This window comes from Clostridium sp. Marseille-P7770, from assembly GCF_902143525.1.
Lineage (GTDB): Bacteria > Bacillota > Clostridia > Lachnospirales > Lachnospiraceae > Pilosibacter.
Map to the genome: position 1 here is coordinate 20662 of NZ_CABFVC010000011.1, position 20943 is coordinate 41604.

Sequence of the window (20943 nt, forward strand, 5' to 3'; positions counted from 1 at the left end):
GATGGAACGTCCGTAATTATGAAGACTTTTGAATAGCAGAAAACATAAGAAAGAAAAGGAGAAACATCATGAAAGAGATCAAAGTATTAGAAGGAAAAGTTGTAGCACCGGAAGGCATGAAAGTGGGGATCGTAGCTTCCCGTTTCAACGAGATCATCGTAAATAAGCTCTTAGGCGGAGCAGTTGACGGACTTGTCCGCCACGGTGTGGAGGAAGAAAATATCACGGCGGCCTGGGTTCCGGGGGCGTTCGAGATCCCGGTTGCGGCATCTGCCATGGCAAAGTCCGGCAAGTACGACGCGATCATCTGCGTCGGCGCTGTGATCCGCGGTGATACCACACACTACGATTATGTGTGCAGTGAGGTCTCCAAGGGAATCGCTCAGGTGGGACTGGCAGAGAAGATGCCGGTACTCTTCGGCGTCCTGACAACAGAGAACATCGAGCAGGCCATCGCCCGTGCCGGCAGCAAAGGCGGAAATAAGGGATATGACTGTGCACTTTCCGCGATCGAGATGGTAAATCTTATGAGACAGTTCTAAATTCAGATCATATAGACGTAAAAGATCAGCGCCTGAAAACATTTTTCAGAGGCGCTGATTTTTGCGTAATGGGAAATTCTGTTTTATCAGAGCTTATAAGGTTTTAGTCTCTTCCGTGAATTTAGCAGCGAAATCCCGGTTCAGTTTCATGAAGAGCTGCTGCTCCTCGGGAGACCAGCTCTCAAAAATCGCATTTTCGATGGAGATCAGGCGATGGGCGGTATTTTTCATGAGTTCCTCTCCTTTTTCCGTGAGAAAAACGCAGGCCTAAAATGAAAATTTAAATTCCACTTCTCCAAAGGGCGGTGGAGTTTACTCTTGCACAGTTGATATTTACTCATGCATACTGATATGATACTTTAATCGTCCTTCTGACAGCAGTAGAAGGAGTTTGACTATGAGNGCCTAAAATGAAAATTTAAATTCCACTTCTCCAAAGGGCGGTGGAGTTTACTCTTGCACAGTTGATATTTACTCATGCATACTGATATGATACTTTAATCGTCCTTCTGACAGCAGTAGAAGGAGTTTGACTATGAGTAAATATATCCCAGGCAACCAGAAGCATCTCACCATAGAGGATCGTATCTATATCCAGAATGAACTGGATAAGGGTACATCCTTTAAAGATATTGCCCGCTTTCTCTGTAAGGACCCTACTACGATTTCAAAAGAAGTGAAGGCCAGAAGAGCCTCCGATTGGTTTCACAAAGGGACTTTTCTTAATGTGAAGAACTTCTGTACCAAGCGTTTCCGTTGTAAGAAAACGAATGCCTGCAATAAGATCCTTTTTTGCGGCGTTAAATGTGCTTCCTGTCCCACCTGTAACCAGACCTGTCCGGATTTTCAAAAAGAACGCTGCAGCAAACTTGATCGGGCTCCCTACGTCTGCAATGGATGCAGTAAAAAGATCAATCATTGTACGATTGCCCACAAATATACCTACAATGCCAGGTTCGCTGACCGGAAATACCGGGAGTGTCTCAAGGATTCCAGGTCCGGAATCGCTATGACCAGACAGGAACTCCACAAAAAGGATAAGATCATCACTCCTCTGATCGATCAGGGCCAGTCTCCTTACCAGATCGTTGCAAACCATCCGGAATTGAATCTTTCCGTCCGCAGCGTTTACAACTACCTTGATATGGGACTTCTGACTGCCAGAAACGTTGATCTGAAACGTAAAGTGAAGTTTAAACCCAGAAAAGTCCATAAATCACAGATATCTGACCGCCGTGTCTTTAATGGCAGAACTTACGCTGATTTTCAACAGTTGCACCTGGAATCTTTTGTAGAGATGGACACCGTCCACTCCGCTGTTGGTTCCTCTAAAACACTGCTTACCTTCTTTTTTACAAGGGAAAAGCTGTTTCTTGCGTTCCTCATGAACCGGAATACGGAAGGATCTGTACGACTCGTTTTGGACCATTTAGAAAAGCGTTTTGGTACCTTCGATTTCCTGACTCTGTTTGAATATATACTCACCGACAGAGGCGCTGAATTCGGTGATCCTGATTCTCTCGAAACCGGTGTTACTGGTATCCAGAGAACCAACATTTATTACTGTGATCCCATGAGAAGCGGACAGAAAGGCGGCATTGAACAGGCACACACCATGCTCCGCATGATACTGCCGAAACGAACTACCTTTGAATTCCTGACTCAATGGGATGTGAATTTAATCACCAGCCACATCAACTCAACACCGCGGGAGAGTTTGAATGGGCGTACACCGTATGATGTCGCCCTGGAGGCTTTTGGGGAAGACGTCTTAAAAGCATTTCAGCTTAGGCGTATTGACCCTGACAAAGTCATCTTAACACCTAAGCTGATCCGCTATAACCACTAACCCATGAAGAAATCTGCTGTCAGACTGGAAGTAAACTTTTCACATTTTTCAAATGTGGCTGGTGGAATTTAGTCGTGCACACCGACCTCCAGCAGCTTGTTTGCCATACAGAAAAACAGAAAATTTCGCCATAGATTACTTGTATTATAGCATAGATTCCGCTTTTCTTCTTAAAAATCACTAGATTATAAGCAACTTTTAAAAGAGCGGTGGAATTTACTTTTGCACTGGAATTTACTTTTTCAAGTCAGCAGAAAAACGCAGGTGTTCCTCCCTGTTCCGGGTTTCAGGTACAGATAACCGGCCTGTTCCATCTTGCGTACTGCAGAGTTGATCGTGGATTTTGTGGTGCCGGTCTCTTTGTAAAAAATACTTTGATTGCAGCCGGAACCGTGTTCATTGAGGGAGTAGAGAATATCAAGCTCGCTGTCCGTGAGACCGAGCTTTAATGCAGCGTCATGGTAGACACTGTTGACCTGGCTGAGCAGGTTGTAGAATTCTTTAAATGCAGAGTACATGGCAGATCTCCTGAAAATATAAGTGTATGGGGGCAGTGCAGGGCTTTGCATCCGCCTGCACGGGCTATCGGTCTATGTGTATCCGTACTTCTTTGCCTTCCGGATCAGGAAGAAGAGCGACAGGCATACCGCCATAAATTCCGCCGCGATGATGGAATACCAGATTCCGGAGACACCGAGGAAAAACGGCAGGATGATCACAGCACCCGTTTCAAAGATCATGGTACGGCAGAAGGAGATCACAGCGGAGACGAATCCGTCGTTGAGTGCCGTAAAGAAGGACGATGCGTAGATGCTGAAGCCCATGAACAGGAAAGAGATCGAGTATGAGCGGAATGCATGGACCGTCATGTCTAAGAGGTTCGTGTTATAGCGGACGAAAATTCCCGCAAGAAACGGGGCACCCGCTTCTGCCACGATCGTCAGGATGATCTGGAAGGTCAGGATCAGCCGGAAGCTTTTTCCGAGCAGATTCTTTAACTCGCTCTTATTTCCTGCACCGCAGTGATAGCCCACGATCGGGGCACTTCCCATAGAGTAGCCGATAAAGAGCGCCGCAAAGATAAAGCTCACGTACATGATGACGCCGTATACGGCAACACCGTCGGAACCGGCAAGGCGCATGAGCTGCCAGTTGTAGAGCATGTTTACGATGGACATGGAGATGTTCGTCATAAACTCGGAAGCGCCGTTTGTACAGGTCTTCAACAGGGCACTAAAGTCCATACGGGTCCTTCCGAGACGGAGTCGGCTCCTGTTTGGAAAGATAAAGTAGACCAGGGGGATCAGTCCGCCGATGGACTGACTGATCGCCGTTGCGGCGGCAGCTCCCACGACACTGAGACGCAGAACAGCGATAAAATAAGCATCGAGGATCATGTTTGTGAGTCCTGCCGCGATGGTGATCAAGAGTCCGAGCTGCGGGCGTTCCGCTACAACGAGAAAGCTCTGGAATACATTCTGCAGCATGAAGGGAATCAGAGCCAGCAGGATGATCCGGCCGTAACGGACGCAGTAGGGGAGAAGGATCTCATCAGCACCTAAGAGTCTTGCCATCGGGGCTAAAAGAATCTCACCGCCTACCGTAAAGAGGAAGCCCACCGCGATCAGAATGTAGACGAGGAGGGAAAAGATCTCCTTTGCTTTTTTTTCATTCCCGGTTCCGAAGGTCAGAGCCACCAGGGCACTGCCGCCGCTGCCGGTCATAAAGCCGATGGCACCGAGGATCATCAGAAACGGCATAATGATATTAATGGAGGCGAAGGCCTCGGAACCCACAAAGTTCGAGACGAAAACACCGTCCACAACTCCGTAGATGGACGTGAGAATCATCATGACGATAGACGGAAACGTGAACCGCAGGAGTTTTTTGTAGGTAAAGTGGTCGGAAAGTGAAATATTCATCGTGTGCCCTTTCAGTTTTTTGTCTATGTCTGACCGAGGGGAAAAATTCGTGTCTTTCCTATCAGACAGTTTTACAGATATTGATGGGGCTGTCGCATTAGCAAATATTTTTTGCTGGGCGGCAGCCCTGCTTTATGCCCAAATGGCATCGAAATCGGTCACGTTTTCGATGCCATTCTTTATAAACGCAGTTCATTCCCAGGCATCCCTTTCGGCATGCCTTATTTCAGGCTGTTTTATTTTCAACTATCAAAATCTATGCCCTTTTTAAGGGAAAAAGATAACTTCCCGTTCTTCCGGTCTGAATCTTGCAATGAAGCTTATTGATATTTCGTCCCATCGCCAGAAGGATGCTCTCTGCCAGTGCATTTGCCTTTCCACGATACAGATATCTTCGAAAATTCATGTCCTCTTTTACGTCAGCAAAAGAACCTTCTGCCTGAATACTGCGATTCATACGGAGCATCGTTCCATACTCACTTGTGATCCGTTCTAGATCTTCTGCGCGTTTCTGGCTCATTGTTTTTGAAACCATCAGCACTTTATTGCGCTTTTCCATAGGTGTTTTGCAGTTGTTTCCCTTGATACATTCCGTTTTATAAGGACAACCAGTGCAGTCTGGGCTTCTGTAATAAGTTTTTACACTGACATATCCGCTAGTTGTTTTACTTCTGCGTTCATTTGTGACAGTTAGTTCCCTTCCGTTGAGGCAGATGTAGCTGTCCCTGTCTGCATGGTACTCCATGTTTTCCCTTCTACTGATGTCTTTTTTGTATTTTCGGGTCTTCGAAATCTCATAGTTCTGCGGCTTTATATAGGCGGTCTGTCCGTTTTCCTCAATGAAAAGATAGTTTTCTTCACTTTCGTACCCGGCATCTGCAACGACTTCTGAATACTTAAATCCCAGGTGATTCTCCATGTCTTTCAAAAACGGGATCAGGGTACGTGTATCGGTAGGGTGCGGGCTGATATCGATCCATGTGATGTATTCGGAATCCACTCCATGCTGAATGTTATAAGCAGGCTTTAACTGTCCATTCAGCATCGCGTCCTCTTTCATTCTCATGAAGGTTGCGTCAGGGTCTGTTTTGGAATAGCTGTTTCTATCCCCAAGCGTATACAGCTTTTTTGTATATTCCTTTAGTTTCTCCAGATATTGATCCAGCTGTTCCAGAGATTTCTGTAATTGTGTTTTTCTACGCCCGATTCCATGTACAAACACAATTCCCTCCTGCACTTTTATGCGGCACAACTGCTTCTTTAACCGTTTTAATGTGTGGATGGATATCCGGTCTTGGTATACGGTCCTGATTCCATAGAGTTCTTCACATTCAGCCACAAAAGAAGATAGTTTTGTGTATAACCGGGCCTGATTTTTCGTAATAGCCCGTTTCCATACAAAGGTATATTTATTGGCTGCAGACTCGATCTTGGTGCCATCAATAAAAATGGTCTTTCCTGAGATCTCACCAAGAAGATAGAGCAGATCTGACATTTGGGCAAGCAGTACCTTTGCACAAGCTGAAAAATGCAGGGAGATAAAACGCGCGATCGTTGCATGGTCAGGAGCCGGCATTCCTTCCAGGAGGTACATAAAGTTGATATCCCGTTTGCATGCCTTTTGGATATCCCTGCTTGAGTAGATTCGATTCATTGCTGCATAGATGACGAGTTTCAGCATCTGACGCGGCGTTGCCTGATTTTTTCTGATCCTGCTGTAAGTTTTATACAGTTCAGAAAGGTCCATTTCCTCCACAAAGGCACTTACCAGACGAACCGGATCATCAGATGGAATAGAAATCTCTAAATCCAGCGGAAGTTTGATTTGATAATACAGAGAAAAAGAGGTATAATCTCTCTGTATTATTTTGTTTAGTCGCATAAACTGATTATACCACGAACGCCGGGCTTTTCGAAGCTCGGCGTTTTGTGTTGGGAATATGAAATGAGCTGCCGCACGTTAGTGCGACAGCCCCATATGTCAAGGAGAAATTTGCGCCATGTATCACGGATATGAACTTTGTGTCATATCTCACAGATATAAAATTTGCGTCCTGTCGCACGGAGGATCGACTCGAATTAAGATGGAAATCTCACAGAATGTAGTTTTACACAGATTTTACATTCTTTTACCGGAGCGTGATTGTTCCTTTCTATTTTCTGCTATATGATATAGAGGTGAAAATGAGAGAGAAAAGAAAGAGCAGTCACGAGCTGGGTCGACTGCGGCAGAGGAAAAAGAATATGACATATAAGGAAATTAAGAAAAATCAGGAAGTACTGGCATACCTGAAAAAAGGAAATGACAATCTCGGAACCATGGGATTTACGGATCATTCGGCAGCACACTGTTCAGTGGTGGCAGAGCGCGCAGGTGTGATCCTTCAGAAATTCGGATATTCCGAGCACGATATTGAGCTGGTAAAAATTGCAGGCTTCATGCATGATATGGGGAATGCGATCAACCGGCACGCACATGCAGAGTATGGCGCGCTTTTGGCTGCACAGGTCCTTGAGAAGACTGATCTTCCAATTGAGGATCGTGCGGTGATCATCTCCGCCATCGGAAATCATGATGAGTCAACGGGCGGAGCCGTAGATCCGATCTCTGCGGCGCTTATCATTGCGGATAAGACAGATGTCCGGAGAAATCGTGTGCGGCAGAAAGAAATGGCCGCCTTTGATATTCATGACCGGGTCAATTATGCAGTCACTGAGGCAAAATTAAAGATCAATGAGGAGAAGAAGGTCATCACGCTGAATTTAAAGATCGATGAAAACATCTGCTCCATGCTGGAGTACTTCGAGATCTTCTTACAGCGCATGCTCATGTGCCGCCGTGCGTGTGAAATGCTCGGAGCGAAATTCAAGATGACAGCGAACGGAAGCAAGATCGTATAAAATAAAATATGGAACATGCATCAGAGACACTCTTGGAACAGACCGTAAACTGGTCTGCGCTGAGAGTGTTTTTTTGTAATAGGAAATTCGGGGGAGTTTGCTGTTGAAAAAAGGCACGAATGTGCCAGGGCATATTCTTTTTGAGCATTTTAATTCCGATATTCGAAAAAATATTTTTTACCGCAACATTTTCGTTTGGCTGGTTGTATATAGGGTAGAAAGGCAAAAATGCCAGAGTCAAAATGAAGAATTGTGAGGGAATCAATATGTATAAGAAGAATTTAGTAATGCTTGCAACAGTAGTTATGATGGCGGCTTTCGTGAGCGCCTGCGGAAATGGAAAACAGGAAATAAAGGAGACTGCAGTAATCGAGACAATGAAAGACTCACAGGAGGCATCTGAAAATGCTCAGATTGCGAATCCATGGATCGAGGTAAAAACGATGGAGGAGGCGAAAAATATGGCTGGTTTTGACTTAAAACTTCCGGAAATTCCGGCAGAATACGGAAAGAAGATGATCCAGGTGCTGGACTCTGCTGATGCTCTGACGATCGAAGTGATCTTCTGGAATAATGAGGATAAGGAAATACGAATCCGGAAAGCACCGGGAACCGGGGATATCAGCGGAGATTACACTGCTTATGCGCAGGAGCAGAAAGTTCAGGCGGAAAATCGTGAACTGACCTTAAAGGGAGAGGAAGATAAGGTATTCCTTGCCACCTGGACGGAGGATGGTTATACTTATTCTATGTATGTAGAAGCCGGAATTTCAGCGGATGAGATGACTGGAATGGCGGGACAGGGCTGCTGAGAATGGATATCGGAGCGGGCTACAGATAGAGCTTCATATGACAGGATACGATAAAACAGGGAGAAAAACGGGAATGGGAATATGGACAGCATGGGAGCTGCCGGGATTTCGCCTGCTCCGGTGGCTGCAAGCCCTTATCTGGGCCTTTATGCCGGGGGTAAAGGACGAAAACCGGCAGAATATGGTCGAAAAAGAAGAATGGGAAGCGCGGATGCGTCAGGCGGAGACGAACGGCCGGGCGGAAATGATTCTGACCAGGTTTGGAGACAGCATCCTGCGCTATGCTTATACATATCTTCATAATATGAGCGATGCAGAGGAAGTTCTTCAGGACACGTTGGTGCAGTTTTTAAAGACAGCACCGGAATTTGAAAGTGAGAATCATGAAAAAGCTTGGCTTCTGCGAGTCGCTGCGAACTTGAGCAAAAACAGGATCAGGTATAATAAACTTCGGGAGACGGATGAACTGAATGATGAGCTTGTCGCGGAAGAGCGTGAGGATCTGTCCTTTGTGTGGGAGGCGGTAAAGAGTCTGCCGGTAAAATACCGGGAGGTGATTCACCTATTTTACCATGAAGGTTATCAGACGGCACAGATCGCGAAGGTTCTTGGAAGAAATGAATCGACGGTCCGTTCTGATCTTCGCCGGGGAAGGGAGAAGCTTAAGGAAGTTCTGAAGGGAGAGTACGATTTTGAAGAAATATGATGAGATCATGAACAAAATCGAGGTAGACGAGGCGATGCGCAAACGGATCCTCAGCTATGTGGAGAACTTGAATCTGGAAACGGAAAAGGCGGCAAAAAGCAGAGAAGAGTCAAAGATCCGCCAGTTCCGCAGACGAACGGTGAGAAATATAACAGCCGCGGCGGCCTGCATTGCGATCCTTCTGGTATGCACCTTCGCCTGGCCGAAGCTCACGGGACCGGGAGAACTGGAAACGAAAGAAAGCGTAAGCATCGCGAACGGCATGGTGGAAGTAAAATCTATCGATGAGCTTTCCGCGGCAGTAGGTTTCACGGTAAACGAAGTGGAGGGACTCCCGTTTACTGTTGAAAAAGAAGTATACATCTCCTACTGGGGAGAGATGGCGCAGATTGAGTATACCGGAGAAGGCGAGACAGCCGTATTCCGAAAGGGCATGGGAACGGATGATGTCTCCGGAGATTATAATGTGTATTCCAGCGTAAAAGAAATTATGGTTGGAGCGAATCCTGTGACATTGAAAGGCGAGAATGATGTTTTCACGCTGGCTGTCTGGACAGATGGGAATTACGCGTACTCTTTGGATATTTCCAAAGGATTAAGTGAAGATGAATGGAGTGAAATGATTCAACTTGCATGTGCAAATGCCAGATGGTAAAATGAAGAAAACAGCACAGGGAAAGGAGGAGACACATATGACAGAGCTTTTGAAACTTCCAGTAGGAATCGAAAATTTCGAAGAAATAAGAAGAGATAATTTCTATTATGTAGATAAAACAAAATTGATCGAACAGCTTTTGAGCCAGTGGGGAAAGGCTAACCTATTTACACGCCCGCGGCGTTTCGGAAAGTCACTGAATATGAGTATGCTCCGCAGCTTCTTTGAAATTGGGGCGGACCCTGAACTTTTCCGGGGATTGTATATTTCGCAGAAGTCAGCACTATGTGAAAAATATATGGGTCAGTTTCCTGTGATCTCCATTAGCCTGAAAGGTGTAAATGCCAGTGATTTTTCAGGTGCCTGCAGCAGCCTTATAAAAATTATGAATGCAGAGACGAGGCGGGCATTTATTTCCATGGATAGCCAGAAACTCAGTGATGTCGACAAAAAGCTGTTTGAGGAATTAATGGACCGCGGTATGACGCAGGATACACTTGTATACAGCTTAAAGGAACTTTCAGAATTGCTCGAACGAAGCTATGGCAGAAAAGTTATTGTCCTTATTGATGAGTATGATGTTCCGCTGGCAAAGGCAAATGAGAATGGATATTATGACGAGATGGCATTGCTGATTCGGAACTTATTTGAGAATGTTCTGAAAACAAATGATAGTTTGAAATTTGCGGTTCTGACCGGGTGTCTGCGTGTAGCGAAGGAAAGTATATTTACAGGACTTAATAATTTTAAAATATTTCCAATCACAAAAGTTGCATTTGATGAATATTTCGGTTTTACAGACGATGAAGTGAGAGATATGCTTCACTATTACGAATTGGATTCGGATTATGAAACAGTAAAGAACTGGTATGATGGATACCGATTCGGAAAAGCGGATGTTTATTGTCCGTGGGATGTGATCAATTATTGCAGTGACCATATTGAAGATCCATATCTTCCGCCTCAGAATTATTGGCTGAACACAAGCGGAAATGAAATGATCTACCACTTTATTGATGGACTGGAAGATCAGACGGGAGTAACGAAAGAAGAACTGGAACTTCTTGTCAATGGTGGTTCGGTTCAAAAAAATATTAATCAGGAACTTACCTATAAGGAATTGTATTCATCTATGGACAATCTCTGGAGCACTTTGTTTATGACAGGGTATTTAACGCAGAGAGGGGAACCGGTTGGAAACCGATATGATCTGGCAATTCCCAATCAGGAGATTCGCAACATCATCACAGAACATATTTTGCAAATGTTCCAGAAAAATGTAAAAAACGATGGAACGATGGCCGATTCATTCTGCAGCGCATTGGAAGTGGGAAACGCAGAACAGGTAGAAGCTCTATTTACAGAATATATGAGACAGACGATCAGTATCAGAGACACTTTTGTACAGCACTCGCGGAAAGAAAACTTTTATCAGGGAATCCTGCTTGGAATTCTGAGTTATAAGAGTGATTGGATCGTCAGATCCAACCGGGAATCAGGGGAAGGATTCAGTGATATTACGATCCGGATCTCAAATTCTGGCACAGGAATTGTTATTGAAGTAAAATATGCGGAAGCAGGTCATGAGGAGGAAATGGTTCAAAAAGCGTTAAGGCAGATACAGGATAAAGACTATGGATATGAGTTTCGACAGGAAGGGATGAAAAGAATCCTGTATTATGGAATCGCATGCAATAAAAAAGCGTGCAGGGCAGAGGTGCTGGAAGTATAGAAATTGGGGAGATTCATCATATGAAATTTACACCGATCGACCGAACCACCTGGGAGAGGAACTCCCATTACGAGTATTATACAAACCTGTTAAAATGCGGGTACAGTGTGACGGTGTCTCTTGATATCACCGAACTGCACCGCCAGGTAAAGGAAAAAGGGCTGAGATTTTATCCGGTGTTTGTGTACTGCGTGTCGAGGCAGATCGCGGCGACGAAGGAATTTCGAATGGGACGGGACAAAGACGGGAATCCGGGATATTATGATATCCTTCATCCGAACTATACGATCTTTCATGAGGATGACCACACCTTTTCCGATGTGTGGACCGCCTATACGGAAGACTTTTCGGCGTTTTATAAAAATATGTGCAGTGACATGGAAACGTACCGGCATGTAAAGGCGGTAAAAGCAAAACCCGGACAGCCGCAGAACTTTTATTGTATTTCCATGGTGCCGTGGCTTGATTTTACCGGATATTCTGCGTATACGGAGAGCGGAACGCCGATGCTGTTCCCGATCATCACCTGCGGAAAATTTACGGAGCGGGATGGACGGCTGACGATGCCATTCTGCGTGAATATAGCTCATGCAGCGGCAGATGGATATCATACGTCCATGTTTATTAACGAATTACAGAAACGGCTTGATACGATCACATTGAAAGAGCTGTGATCAGATCATTGTCCGGATATGACAGGGAAGGAACAGGAGGCGGGAATTGATGGGGACACAGACGAAAACACTTGCGGAGCAGGTTGCAAACGGAATCATGAATCTGATCCAGGAGACACCATACAAAGCGGGAGACAAGCTTCCGACAGAAAAGGAGCTCTGTGAGAGAACGGGAGCAGGAAGAAATACGGTCCGTGAGGCCTTAAAGATCCTTGCATCCAGAAATGTCTTGGAGATCCGTCAGGGAGCAGGAACCTTTGTGTCTGAAAAACAGGGGATCCCGGATGATCCTCTTGGATTTTCAATGGTGAATGATTACGTAAAGCTTACAAAGGATCTGCTTCAGGTGAGGATCATGCTGGAGCCGCAGATCGCGGCACTTGCGGCCCAGTGTGCAAAGGAGAATGAAATCAAAGAGCTGGAAGAGATCCTGGAAGAGATGGAAGCGGCAATGAAAAAGAGGGAGGATTATTCGGAATTGGATACGAAATTCCACACGAAGATTGCCCAGTGTACACATAATATCGTGATGGAAAATCTTCTTCCGGTGATCGGAAAAGGTGTGGCTGTTTTTGCAAGGGAGGTTGCACAGACAGAATATGACCGGACATGGATCTCGCATCGAAAGATCTTTTGTTATATCCGGGATCACAAGCCCTTTGAGGCAGAGATGGAGATGCAGTATCATCTCCTTTATAACACGAGCCGGTATGAAGAAGAGCAGAGCGGACTATGAGCGATGATGGCTTTGTGTCTGCCCGGCTAATTTGAATATGAAAAGTCTTCGAAAATTTGTAGGATAAATTTTCGGAGACTTTTTTTATAAAGGGAAAGAGAGACCCAAAATTCCTGCGTGCCGCTCCCCTTTGGGATACTGCGAAAAAACAATGAAAAAATATCAGGAAAATCAAGAAAAGTCCTTGTAAAACGCCGGGATCTATGATATGATTCAAACATAAAATAGGTAGGATGAATTTTGACCTGACCATTGTAGAAAATAATAGCAACGAGATAAAATATCCAAAAAGGAGAAAAGTTATGGGACGATTTGATGTGCTTATCATTGGCGGCGGTGTTGTCGGCAGTGCAATCGCAAGAGAGCTTACAAGATATCAGCTCCGGAGCGGTGTGCTGGAAAAGAATCTGGATGTCTGTTATGAGACGAGCGGACGAAATTCCGGAGTGGTCCATGGTGGATTCGCATATGATGTAGGAACACTGAAAGCAAAGCTTTGTGTGGACAGGATTTCAAGATCGAGATCCGTCCGGAGCTTGCGCCGCATGCAGTGAACCTTGTAGGAATCGAATCTCCGGGACTTACGGCAGCAGTTCCGATCGGACGTATGGTGGCACGGATGATGCAGGAATACGAAGCATTTAAGGAAAATCCGGAATTTAACCCGAAACGTGAGGGAATTATCCGGTTTGATGAACAGGATGACGAGACAAAAGCAAAGCTGATCGCAGAAGATCCGGATTACGGTGAGGTGATCTGCCGCTGTGAGAAGGTAACAAAGGCAGAGATCCTCAAGGCGATCCACAATCCGCTCGGAGTTCATACAATGACAGGAATCAAGTACCGTACAAGATCCATGATGGGTCGCTGCCAGGGCGGTTACTGCCAGATGAGAATTGAAAAAATGATCGAGGAAGAGCTCGGTGTGAAGGATACGGATATCCGGTACGCAAGACAGAATTCCTGGATGTTTACCGGAGAAGTGAGAAAGGAGGAACAGTAGGATGGAAACACGTGATGTGGTAATTGTCGGCGGAGGTCCGGCCGGACTTGCGGCAGCCGTAGAGCTTTATAAAAAAGGGATCAGGAATGTTCTGATCGTAGAACGTGAAAAGACCATGGGCGGTATTTTACGTCAGTGTATTCATGACGGTTTCGGTCTGACGAGATTTGGAGAGACCTTAAGCGGACCGGAATATGCACAGAAATTTATTGATGAGGTCATGGAATTAAAAATCCCGTATGTGACTGATACGACTGTTCTTTCTGTATCTCCGGATAAGGTTGTAACCCTTGCTTCTTCGAATGGTTTAAAGAAGATCCAGGCAAAAGCTGTGATCCTCACCATGGGCTGCAGAGAGAGGACAAGAGGTGCTCTGGGAATCCCGGGTGAACGTCCGACAGGAGTCTTCACAGCAGGTGTTGCGCAGGCTTACATCAATCTTTATAACCGTATGGTCGGAAAAGAAGTCGTGATCCTCGGCTCCGGAGATATCGGAATGATCATGGCGAGACGTTTAACCTTAGAGGGTGCTCATGTACAGGCTGTGTTTGAGATCCAGCCGATCCCAAGCGGACTTCCGAGAAACATCGAACAGTGTCTGAATGATTACGGAATCCCGCTGTATCTGAGCCACACGATCACAGATATCCACGGAAATGAGCGTGTGACAGGCGTTACCGTTGCACAGGTGGATGAGCACATGAAGCCGATTCCGGGAACGGAGAAGGAATACAATTGTGATACAGTGATTCTCTCCGTCGGTCTGATCCCGGAAAACGAGCTTTCCATCGATGCCGGTGTTACGCTTGATGCAAGAACAAAGGGTGCGGTGGTCGATGAATATTTCCAGACAGAAAAATCCGGCTTCTTTGCAGCAGGCAATGTCCTCCATGTTCATGATCTGGTAGACTTTGTGTCCATGGAAGCAGAAAAGCTGGCAGACGGTGTTGCGGAATATGTGGAAAACGGCAGCCTGCCGGAGTGCACGATCCCGGTGAAAGCAGCTTCCGGCATCAATCATACGGTGCCGATGAAGGTCAGCGGAAAGAAAGATGTGACGATCTCCATGCGTGTCGGACGGAAGTTTGAAAATTGTACGATCGAGGTCAGACAGGGAGAAAAGGTTCTTACGAAAAAGCATTTAAAGAAGGCGCTTCCGGCAGAGATGATCCAGATCCCGGTTAAGAAAGAGGCGTTTGAAGGAGAGCAGGAAGTGGAGGTGTGCATCTTATGATTAGAAAAATGACATGTATCGTATGTCCGAATGGCTGTGAGCTTGAGGCGAAGATCGTGGATGGAAAATGCATCTTCGTAAGTGGAAATTTATGCCCGAAGGGAGCTCAGTATGCGGCGCAGGAGGTCGAGGCGCCGAAGCGTACGATTGCAAGCTCCGTGGCTGTGAAAAATGGAGTTCTCCCACTTGTCAGCGTGCGGTTAAACCGTGCGGTGCCGAAGGAGAAGCTGTTTGAGGTGATGGCGGAGATCCGCAAGCTGTCCTTAAATGCACCGGTCCATACCGGTGATCTGATCGTAGAAAATATTTTAGGTCTTGGAAGCGATCTGATCGCGACGAAAAATGTAGAGAAACAGTAGTGTAGAAGATCATTTGGAAGAGTCCGGTGGTTCTCTTTGAAAATGCGAAGGAAGCGGCTGCTTTTTGGCAGAAATTCCTACGAATTTCTTAAAAGAGTGCAGCCGGACTCTTTGTCTGATTGAAAAGAATCTGAATCTGTGCTATGATACCTCCATATGAGAATGAAAGAATCTGCAGAAAAAAGGAGGACTGTTACATGAAAAAGACATCTCTTGTCATCATGGCAGCAGGAATTGGAAGCCGTTTTGGCGGCGGGATCAAGCAGCTTGCCCCGGTTGGACCGAGCGGTGAGATCATTATGGACTATTCGATCCATGACGCTCTGGAAGCGGGTTTTGATAAAATTATTTTTATCATCAGAAAAGATCTGGAGAAAGATTTTAAGGAGATCATCGGAAACAGGATCGAGAAGATCGCTCCGGTCGAGTATGCGTACCAGGAGATGGATGATCTCCCGGAAGGTTTTTCTGTTCCGGAAGGTAGAAAAAAACCGTGGGGAACCGGTCAGGCGATCCTTGCGGCGAGAGATCTGATCAAGGAACCGTTCCTTGTCATCAATGCCGATGACTACTACGGAAAAGAAGGCTTTAAGATCGTCCATGACTATATGGTAAATGAGATGGATGATACGAAGGATACATTCGATATGTGTATGGCTGGTTTTATCCTCTCCAACACGTTAAGCGAAAATGGTCCGGTGACCCGCGGCGTGTGCACGGTGGATGCCAATGGATATCTCTCCAAGGTCACAGAGACATACGACGTCTACAAAGCGGAAGACGGCATGCATGCGGCTGACCACGATGGCAACCCGGTTATCGTAAAAGAAGACCAGCACGTTTCCATGAATATGTTCGGACTGCCGGCATCTTTCGTAAAAGAACTGGAAAAAGGATTCCCGGAATTCCTCTCCGGCGTGAAAGAGGGGGATCTGAAAGCGGAATACCTTCTCCCAGCGGTGATCGACAGCTGTATTCATAACGGAAAAGGTACAGTCCGCGTCCTTGAGACAAAGGATAAATGGTTTGGTGTGACCTACAAAGAGGACAAACCGGCAGTTGTCGCGTCGATCCAGAAGCTGGTCGATGCGGGTGTTTATCCGAAAAAACTGTTTTAGCCGGTCCGGCGCCGACATGTCAGACTTCATGAAATTGCCGGCTGTGGATCGAAATTATCATAAAATGAGATGGTAGCTTTCCCGCTCCTTTTTGCATATGATAATCCTGTATAGGGATCAGCAAAGGAGCGGGAACGTTTTTATGGAGAAGAGATACCGGGGATACCCCCCGGAAGTGAAAAAAGTGCCCTGGATGCTTTATCGGAGAGAGGAACAGAGCGCAGGACCGGTCCTGACCGGAAATGAGCTCCGGTCGGAGATGGACTATCTGAGAGGACTCTATCCTTCAGCAGCGAAGAGAAAACAGGTTTTGGCCGAGGAGGCGTGTGACCTTTTGGAATACCCCGGGAGTCCGATGTATGACGAATATCCGGACCGGGAATTCTTATACCGGGAACTGTTAAAAGTCAGAGAACGCCACCCGGAGGAGACTATGGGCGGAACAGAAGAACAGGATCTGCTGCAGGTCCTGTTTGTGAATGAGATTTACCGTAGAAGAATTTTAAACAGAGTTGAAAATTGATAACTGTTCAGCAGGTCTGCGCACTTGCTGCGTTGACTGTAATAAAGCACGGGTTTGAAGGTACTGAACAGTTACGGAAATTGAAAAATTCTGCCGACAGGCAGTGACAGATAGACAGAGTGAGGAAACAGTGAGATGAAGACCGGAAAGAAAGTCATGATCCTGCTGCTTGTTTTTGTAGCGGCGGCAGTGGTATATTTTGTACACCCAGTAGGGAAGAAAGAAGAGCACGGAGTCACAGAGTACACGGCGATGGAAAAAGCAAAATTCCCGGTGCTCTATGCGACGATGGGAGAACGGGAGATGGCACCCGTGTTCGGACAGACGGAGGAGCGCGGCGTGACCGCAGGGCGTGACAGCCTGATCCTGCTTCCGGAGGACCGGAAACTAAAGATCCGGTTTGCAGGGACTACGAAGATCCAGGGAGTGCATTATGAAATCCGCAGTCTCGATACGGAGGATCTGATCGAGAGAACGAGAATTGGATCGTTTGAAACGTCATTAAACGGGGACAGTGAGAACGCCTTGAGTACAGAGCTTCCGATCCAGAACCTTCTGGATGCAGGAAAGGAATATCTGCTCGGGGTATGTGCAGAACTCTCTGATGGATCCGAGGCCTGGTACTATATGCGGATCACGGAACAGGACCAGGGACATGCGAATGAGATGCTGTCGCTGGCGGAGGACTTTTCTTCAAAAACTTATAAGTATAGTGATGCCCAGAGTCTGACCATGTATATGGAGACATCCCCGACCGCAGGCAGCACATCCCTAGGGACGGTGACACTGAAGGACACATTTACCCAGCTCACCTGGGGATCGCTCGGTGTGGAGCGGTCCGGAGAGGCGTACACGAAGCTGAAGGAACTTTCCGGCAATCTCGCGAATGTGGAGATCACGTCGAGAGTGACGGCGAAAAATGGTGAAAAGACAGAAAACTATGAAGTGACAGAAAACTTCACGATGAAATGGTCATCCCAGAGGATCTACATGATGGATTACGAGCGCACGATGACGGAACTTTTCACCGGAGACACGGAACTGCTCTCCGGAAAGAGGATCCTTCTGGGGATCGGAAACGGTGACGGAGTTCACGCCGTAAAGAGCACAGGTGGCCAGTATACGGCATTTGTGACAGACCGGGAACTGTGGGCTTACGACAGCGGTGAGAACGTGGGGGCGCGGGTGTTCGCGTTCGGCGGAGCAGCGTCCGATGATATCAGGGACAATGTGCCGGAGCATGGCGTCGAGATCCTCGCTGTCGATGAGGACGGCGGGATCGATTTTATCGTTTACGGGAGAATGAACCGCGGAACACATGAAGGAAGCACGGGGATCGCGTACTATCATTATGATATGGGACAGAATGCGCTGGAAGAAAAATTCTTTATTCCATCGTCGGAACCTTATCAGGAGTTAAAAGATGATCTCTCGGTACTTGCCCATCGCGGAACGAATGGAATCTTCTACTTCTATATGGATCACGGGATCTATGGGATCGACTTAAAGAGTCTGGAGTATGTGGCACTTGCCTCCGGACTTACAAAAGAGCAGTTCGCGGTCAGCGCGGACCATTCCCGGGCGGCATGGCAGGAGAATACCGGGATCTGGGATTCACAGACGATCCAGATCATGGACCTCGACACCGGGGACAAGACTCAGGTGGGCGGACAGAGTGGTTCTGTAACGAGGATCCTTGGTTTTGTCGGAAACGACTGTATTTATGGAACCGGGGACAGCGGAGACTATCTGATGTCCAATGACCGTGTGATGGGGGCTTATCTGAACAGCATCGATATCGTTGACCGGGAGATGAAGTCGGTCATGCATTATGAGAAGCCGGGTTCCTGGATCCGTGAGGTGTCTGTGGATGACAGCAGGATCCATATGAAGACTGTGAACAGCCGGGACGGATTTTTCGGAGCATATTCTGAGGACACGCTTGTCTGCAATGCGGAGATCCTTCCGGGAAAGACGGATGATATCGGCTGGTACGCATCAGACCGGAAAGGGCAGATCATGTTTGTACAGCTTGACCGTGATGTCGATGCGTCAAAGAAAAAGATCCGCCAGACATCTCCGAAGCTTGCGGAGAGCAGTTCGACAGTCAAACCGATCGCAGCGGCAGCTTGTAAGACTACGGAGTTTTATGCGTATGGACGAGGACGATTCCTCGGACGTTTTGTGGACTTTGCCGATGCGGCGCAGGCAGCATACGATCATATGGGATTTGTGACCGCGGGACGTGACCGGACCATCTGGGTCCGCGGAAACCGCGCGAGCGCCTTCTATATCAGGGATCTCACCGCGGGTTCCGCTCTGCTGGAGCGCTATCGGGATTCCTTTGAGAAGAACCAGACAATGGAAGACGGAACCTTCCTTCTGGATGCGTCGGGCAGCAGTATCGTTCAGGTCCTGTACTTTGTGGGACAGAATATCCCGGTACTGGCGTATACCGGAGAGGGAATCTGCATGTACCTGACCGGCTATGACCAGACGCATGTCCGCGTGTACCATCCGGAAAGCGGGACAACGGAAGTCCTGTCCATGGAGACGGCGAACCAGATGTTCGGCGCAGCGGGGTATGATTTTATCTGCTGTGTACCGGTATAGGGGGAGTATCTTAAGAAAAACTTTACATTTTTCCCAGATATGTTATAATCATAACGAAAACGAGCTGGGACGGATGCAGGATAGCCATGTCCTTTTTTAGATATATAGATAGAGGTGCGTAATGGAACAGTACATTATGAAGGGCGGAAACCCGCTTGTAGGTGAAGTGACTATAAGCGGCGCGAAGAATGCGGCTCTGGGAATCTTAGCGGCGGCGATCATGACGGATGACGATGTTGTGATCGATAATCTCCCGGATGTCAGCGATATCAATGCTCTCCTGGATGCGATCAGTCATCTTGGAGCGAAAGTTGACCGGATCGACCGCCATACCGTAAGGATCAATGCCGCAAATATCCACGCCGTGACCGTGGAAGATGAGCATATGAGAAAGATCCGCGCGTCATATTATTTTATCGGCGCGCTTCTCGGAAAATATAAGAGTGCAGAAGTTCCGCTTCCGGGCGGATGTACGATCGGAAGCCGTCCGATCGACCAGCATTTAAAGGGTTTCCGTGCCCTGGGATCCGATGTGAAGATCGTCCGCGGAGCAGTTGTAGCCCACGCGATCGATCTTGTCGCAAGCCATATCTACCTTGATGTGGTTTCTGTCGGAGCAACCATCAATATCATGATGGCGGCAACGATGGCCGAGGGCGAGACGATTCTTGAGAACGTTGCAAAAGAGCCGCATGTCGTTGATGTTGCGAACTTCTTAAACAGCATGGGCGCGAATATCAAAGGCGCAGGTACGGATGTGATCAGGATCAAAGGAGTGAGACGTCTTCACGGAACAAATTATTCGATCATCCCGGATCAGATCGAGGCCGGAACCTTCATGTGTGCGGCGGCGATTACCCGCGGTGATATCACCGTAAAGAATGTGATCCCGAAACATCTGGAGGCGATCTCCGCAAAACTGATGGAAATGGGCTGTGAAGTGGTCGAGTTCGATGAGGAGATCCGCGTAGTCGGAAAACCGAAACAGCGCCACATGAACTTTAAGACTCTGCCGTACCCGGGATTCCCGACCGATATGCAGCCGCAGATGACGGTGGCACTTGCTCTGGCGGACGGAACAAGCGTGGTGACAGAGAGTATTTTTGAGAACCGCTTCAAATATGTGGATGAGCTTTCCCGCATGGGAGCAAACATCAAGGTAGAAGGCAGTGTTGCCATTGTTGACGGTGTCACAAACTTCACAGGTGCCCAGGTCGTTGCTCCGGATCTCCGCGCGGGCGCAGCTCTTGTGCTCGCAGGACTGGCTGCAGACGGATATACGACTGTTGATGAGATCGGCTATGTCGAGCGCGGATACGAAAATTTTGAAGAGAAACTTCGTTCTCTCGGTGCTGTGATCGAGCGTGTAGATTCTGAGAAGGAAGCACAGAAATTCAGACTGAGAGTCAGCTGAGAATAAAGAAACGGTCCGAAACCCCGGAATTTATGGGAATTTTTTCCGATTTTCCAGGTTTTCGGGCTTTTTTTATGATTCCCGCTTGACATTCTGTTCTGAATCGTATAAGATACAGTCCGTGAGTCATTCATGGGATGGCTTACGGCC

General features: G+C 47.2%; 21 protein-coding genes. 17 read left to right on the forward strand and 4 right to left on the reverse strand.

Annotated elements, in window-relative coordinates; all coding sequences use genetic code 11:
* Positions 1–77 precede the first annotated feature (77 nt).
* Complete coding sequence (gene ribH / locus FN001_RS17325; RefSeq protein WP_425518591.1) at positions 78–542, forward strand: 6,7-dimethyl-8-ribityllumazine synthase; 465 nt, start codon at positions 78–80, stop codon at positions 540–542.
* A gap of 93 nt (positions 543–635) precedes the next feature.
* Here the strand turns inward: ribH and FN001_RS18250 are convergent, their stop codons facing one another.
* Positions 636–773, reverse strand: a complete 138-nt coding sequence (locus FN001_RS18250) for a hypothetical protein (RefSeq protein ID WP_185911980.1) — start codon at positions 771–773, stop codon at positions 636–638.
* 304 nt (positions 774–1077) lie between these two features.
* Between FN001_RS18250 and FN001_RS17330 the strand changes: the two genes are divergently transcribed.
* Complete coding sequence (locus FN001_RS17330; RefSeq protein ID WP_142411495.1) at positions 1078–2391, forward strand: IS30 family transposase; 1314 nt, start codon at positions 1078–1080, stop codon at positions 2389–2391.
* 242 nt (positions 2392–2633) lie between these two features.
* Here the strand turns inward: FN001_RS17330 and FN001_RS17335 are convergent, their stop codons facing one another.
* From FN001_RS17335 to FN001_RS17345, 3 genes are all read right to left on the reverse strand, one after another.
* Entirely contained in the window at positions 2634–2909 is a 276-nt protein-coding gene (locus tag FN001_RS17335; protein WP_185911981.1) for a MarR family transcriptional regulator, read from the reverse strand.
* A 72-nt stretch (positions 2910–2981) separates the two neighbouring features.
* On the reverse strand, positions 2982–4313 hold the full coding sequence (locus tag FN001_RS17340) for an MATE family efflux transporter (RefSeq protein WP_142412690.1): 1332 nt from the start codon (positions 4311–4313) through the stop codon (positions 2982–2984).
* Between the two features lie 256 nt (positions 4314–4569).
* Positions 4570–6195, reverse strand: a complete 1626-nt coding sequence (locus FN001_RS17345; protein ID WP_142412691.1) for an IS1182 family transposase — start codon at positions 6193–6195, stop codon at positions 4570–4572.
* A gap of 362 nt (positions 6196–6557) precedes the next feature.
* Between FN001_RS17345 and FN001_RS17350 the strand changes: the two genes are divergently transcribed.
* The 15 genes from FN001_RS17350 (at position 6558) to murA (ending at position 20793) form a co-directional block, all read left to right on the forward strand.
* The gene (locus FN001_RS17350; protein WP_142412692.1) at positions 6558–7214 is read left to right on the forward strand and encodes an HD domain-containing protein; all 657 of its coding nucleotides are present in this window, start codon (positions 6558–6560) and stop codon (positions 7212–7214) included.
* 266 nt (positions 7215–7480) lie between these two features.
* Positions 7481–8026: a hypothetical protein gene (locus FN001_RS17355; protein WP_142412693.1), complete on the forward strand. Its 546-nt coding sequence runs from the start codon at positions 7481–7483 to the stop codon at positions 8024–8026.
* A gap of 73 nt (positions 8027–8099) precedes the next feature.
* Positions 8100–8732 carry an RNA polymerase sigma factor gene (locus FN001_RS17360; protein WP_243122063.1) on the forward strand — a complete coding sequence of 211 codons (633 nt, stop codon included), beginning with the start codon at positions 8100–8102 and terminating at the stop codon, positions 8730–8732.
* Positions 8719–9387, forward strand: coding sequence for a hypothetical protein (locus FN001_RS17365; protein ID WP_142412694.1), 669 nt, complete (start codon positions 8719–8721; stop codon positions 9385–9387). The genes FN001_RS17360 and FN001_RS17365 overlap by 14 nt, the downstream gene beginning before the upstream one ends.
* A gap of 37 nt (positions 9388–9424) precedes the next feature.
* Positions 9425–11119, forward strand: a complete 1695-nt coding sequence (locus tag FN001_RS17370) for an AAA family ATPase (RefSeq protein WP_142412695.1) — start codon at positions 9425–9427, stop codon at positions 11117–11119.
* Between the two features lie 20 nt (positions 11120–11139).
* Positions 11140–11793 (forward strand): chloramphenicol acetyltransferase, encoded by a 654-nt coding sequence (locus tag FN001_RS17375; protein WP_142412696.1) that lies wholly within the window; start codon positions 11140–11142, stop codon positions 11791–11793.
* A 49-nt stretch (positions 11794–11842) separates the two neighbouring features.
* Positions 11843–12529: a FadR/GntR family transcriptional regulator gene (locus FN001_RS17380; protein WP_142412697.1), complete on the forward strand. Its 687-nt coding sequence runs from the start codon at positions 11843–11845 to the stop codon at positions 12527–12529.
* 302 nt (positions 12530–12831) lie between these two features.
* Positions 12832–13083 carry an FAD-dependent oxidoreductase gene (locus tag FN001_RS18560; protein ID WP_243122064.1) on the forward strand — a complete coding sequence of 84 codons (252 nt, stop codon included), beginning with the start codon at positions 12832–12834 and terminating at the stop codon, positions 13081–13083.
* Positions 13026–13532 carry a (2Fe-2S)-binding protein gene (locus FN001_RS17385; protein WP_243122065.1) on the forward strand — a complete coding sequence of 169 codons (507 nt, stop codon included), beginning with the start codon at positions 13026–13028 and terminating at the stop codon, positions 13530–13532. The genes FN001_RS18560 and FN001_RS17385 overlap by 58 nt, the downstream gene beginning before the upstream one ends.
* A 1-nt stretch (position 13533) precedes the next feature.
* Complete coding sequence (locus FN001_RS17390; RefSeq protein WP_142412698.1) at positions 13534–14766, forward strand: NAD(P)/FAD-dependent oxidoreductase; 1233 nt, start codon at positions 13534–13536, stop codon at positions 14764–14766.
* Complete coding sequence (locus FN001_RS17395; RefSeq protein ID WP_142412699.1) at positions 14763–15125, forward strand: DUF1667 domain-containing protein; 363 nt, start codon at positions 14763–14765, stop codon at positions 15123–15125. The genes FN001_RS17390 and FN001_RS17395 overlap by 4 nt, the downstream gene beginning before the upstream one ends.
* Positions 15126–15322: 197 nt before the next feature.
* Positions 15323–16243: a nucleotidyltransferase family protein gene (locus tag FN001_RS17400; RefSeq protein ID WP_118297173.1), complete on the forward strand. Its 921-nt coding sequence runs from the start codon at positions 15323–15325 to the stop codon at positions 16241–16243.
* 142 nt (positions 16244–16385) lie between these two features.
* Positions 16386–16766: a hypothetical protein gene (locus FN001_RS17405; protein WP_118530892.1), complete on the forward strand. Its 381-nt coding sequence runs from the start codon at positions 16386–16388 to the stop codon at positions 16764–16766.
* 135 nt (positions 16767–16901) lie between these two features.
* A complete protein-coding gene (locus tag FN001_RS17410; protein WP_142412700.1) occupies positions 16902–19379 on the forward strand; it encodes a hypothetical protein in 2478 nt (825 codons plus the stop codon).
* A 121-nt stretch (positions 19380–19500) separates the two neighbouring features.
* Positions 19501–20793, forward strand: a complete 1293-nt coding sequence (gene murA, locus FN001_RS17415) for a UDP-N-acetylglucosamine 1-carboxyvinyltransferase (RefSeq protein ID WP_142412701.1) — start codon at positions 19501–19503, stop codon at positions 20791–20793.
* Positions 20794–20943 lie beyond the last annotated feature (150 nt).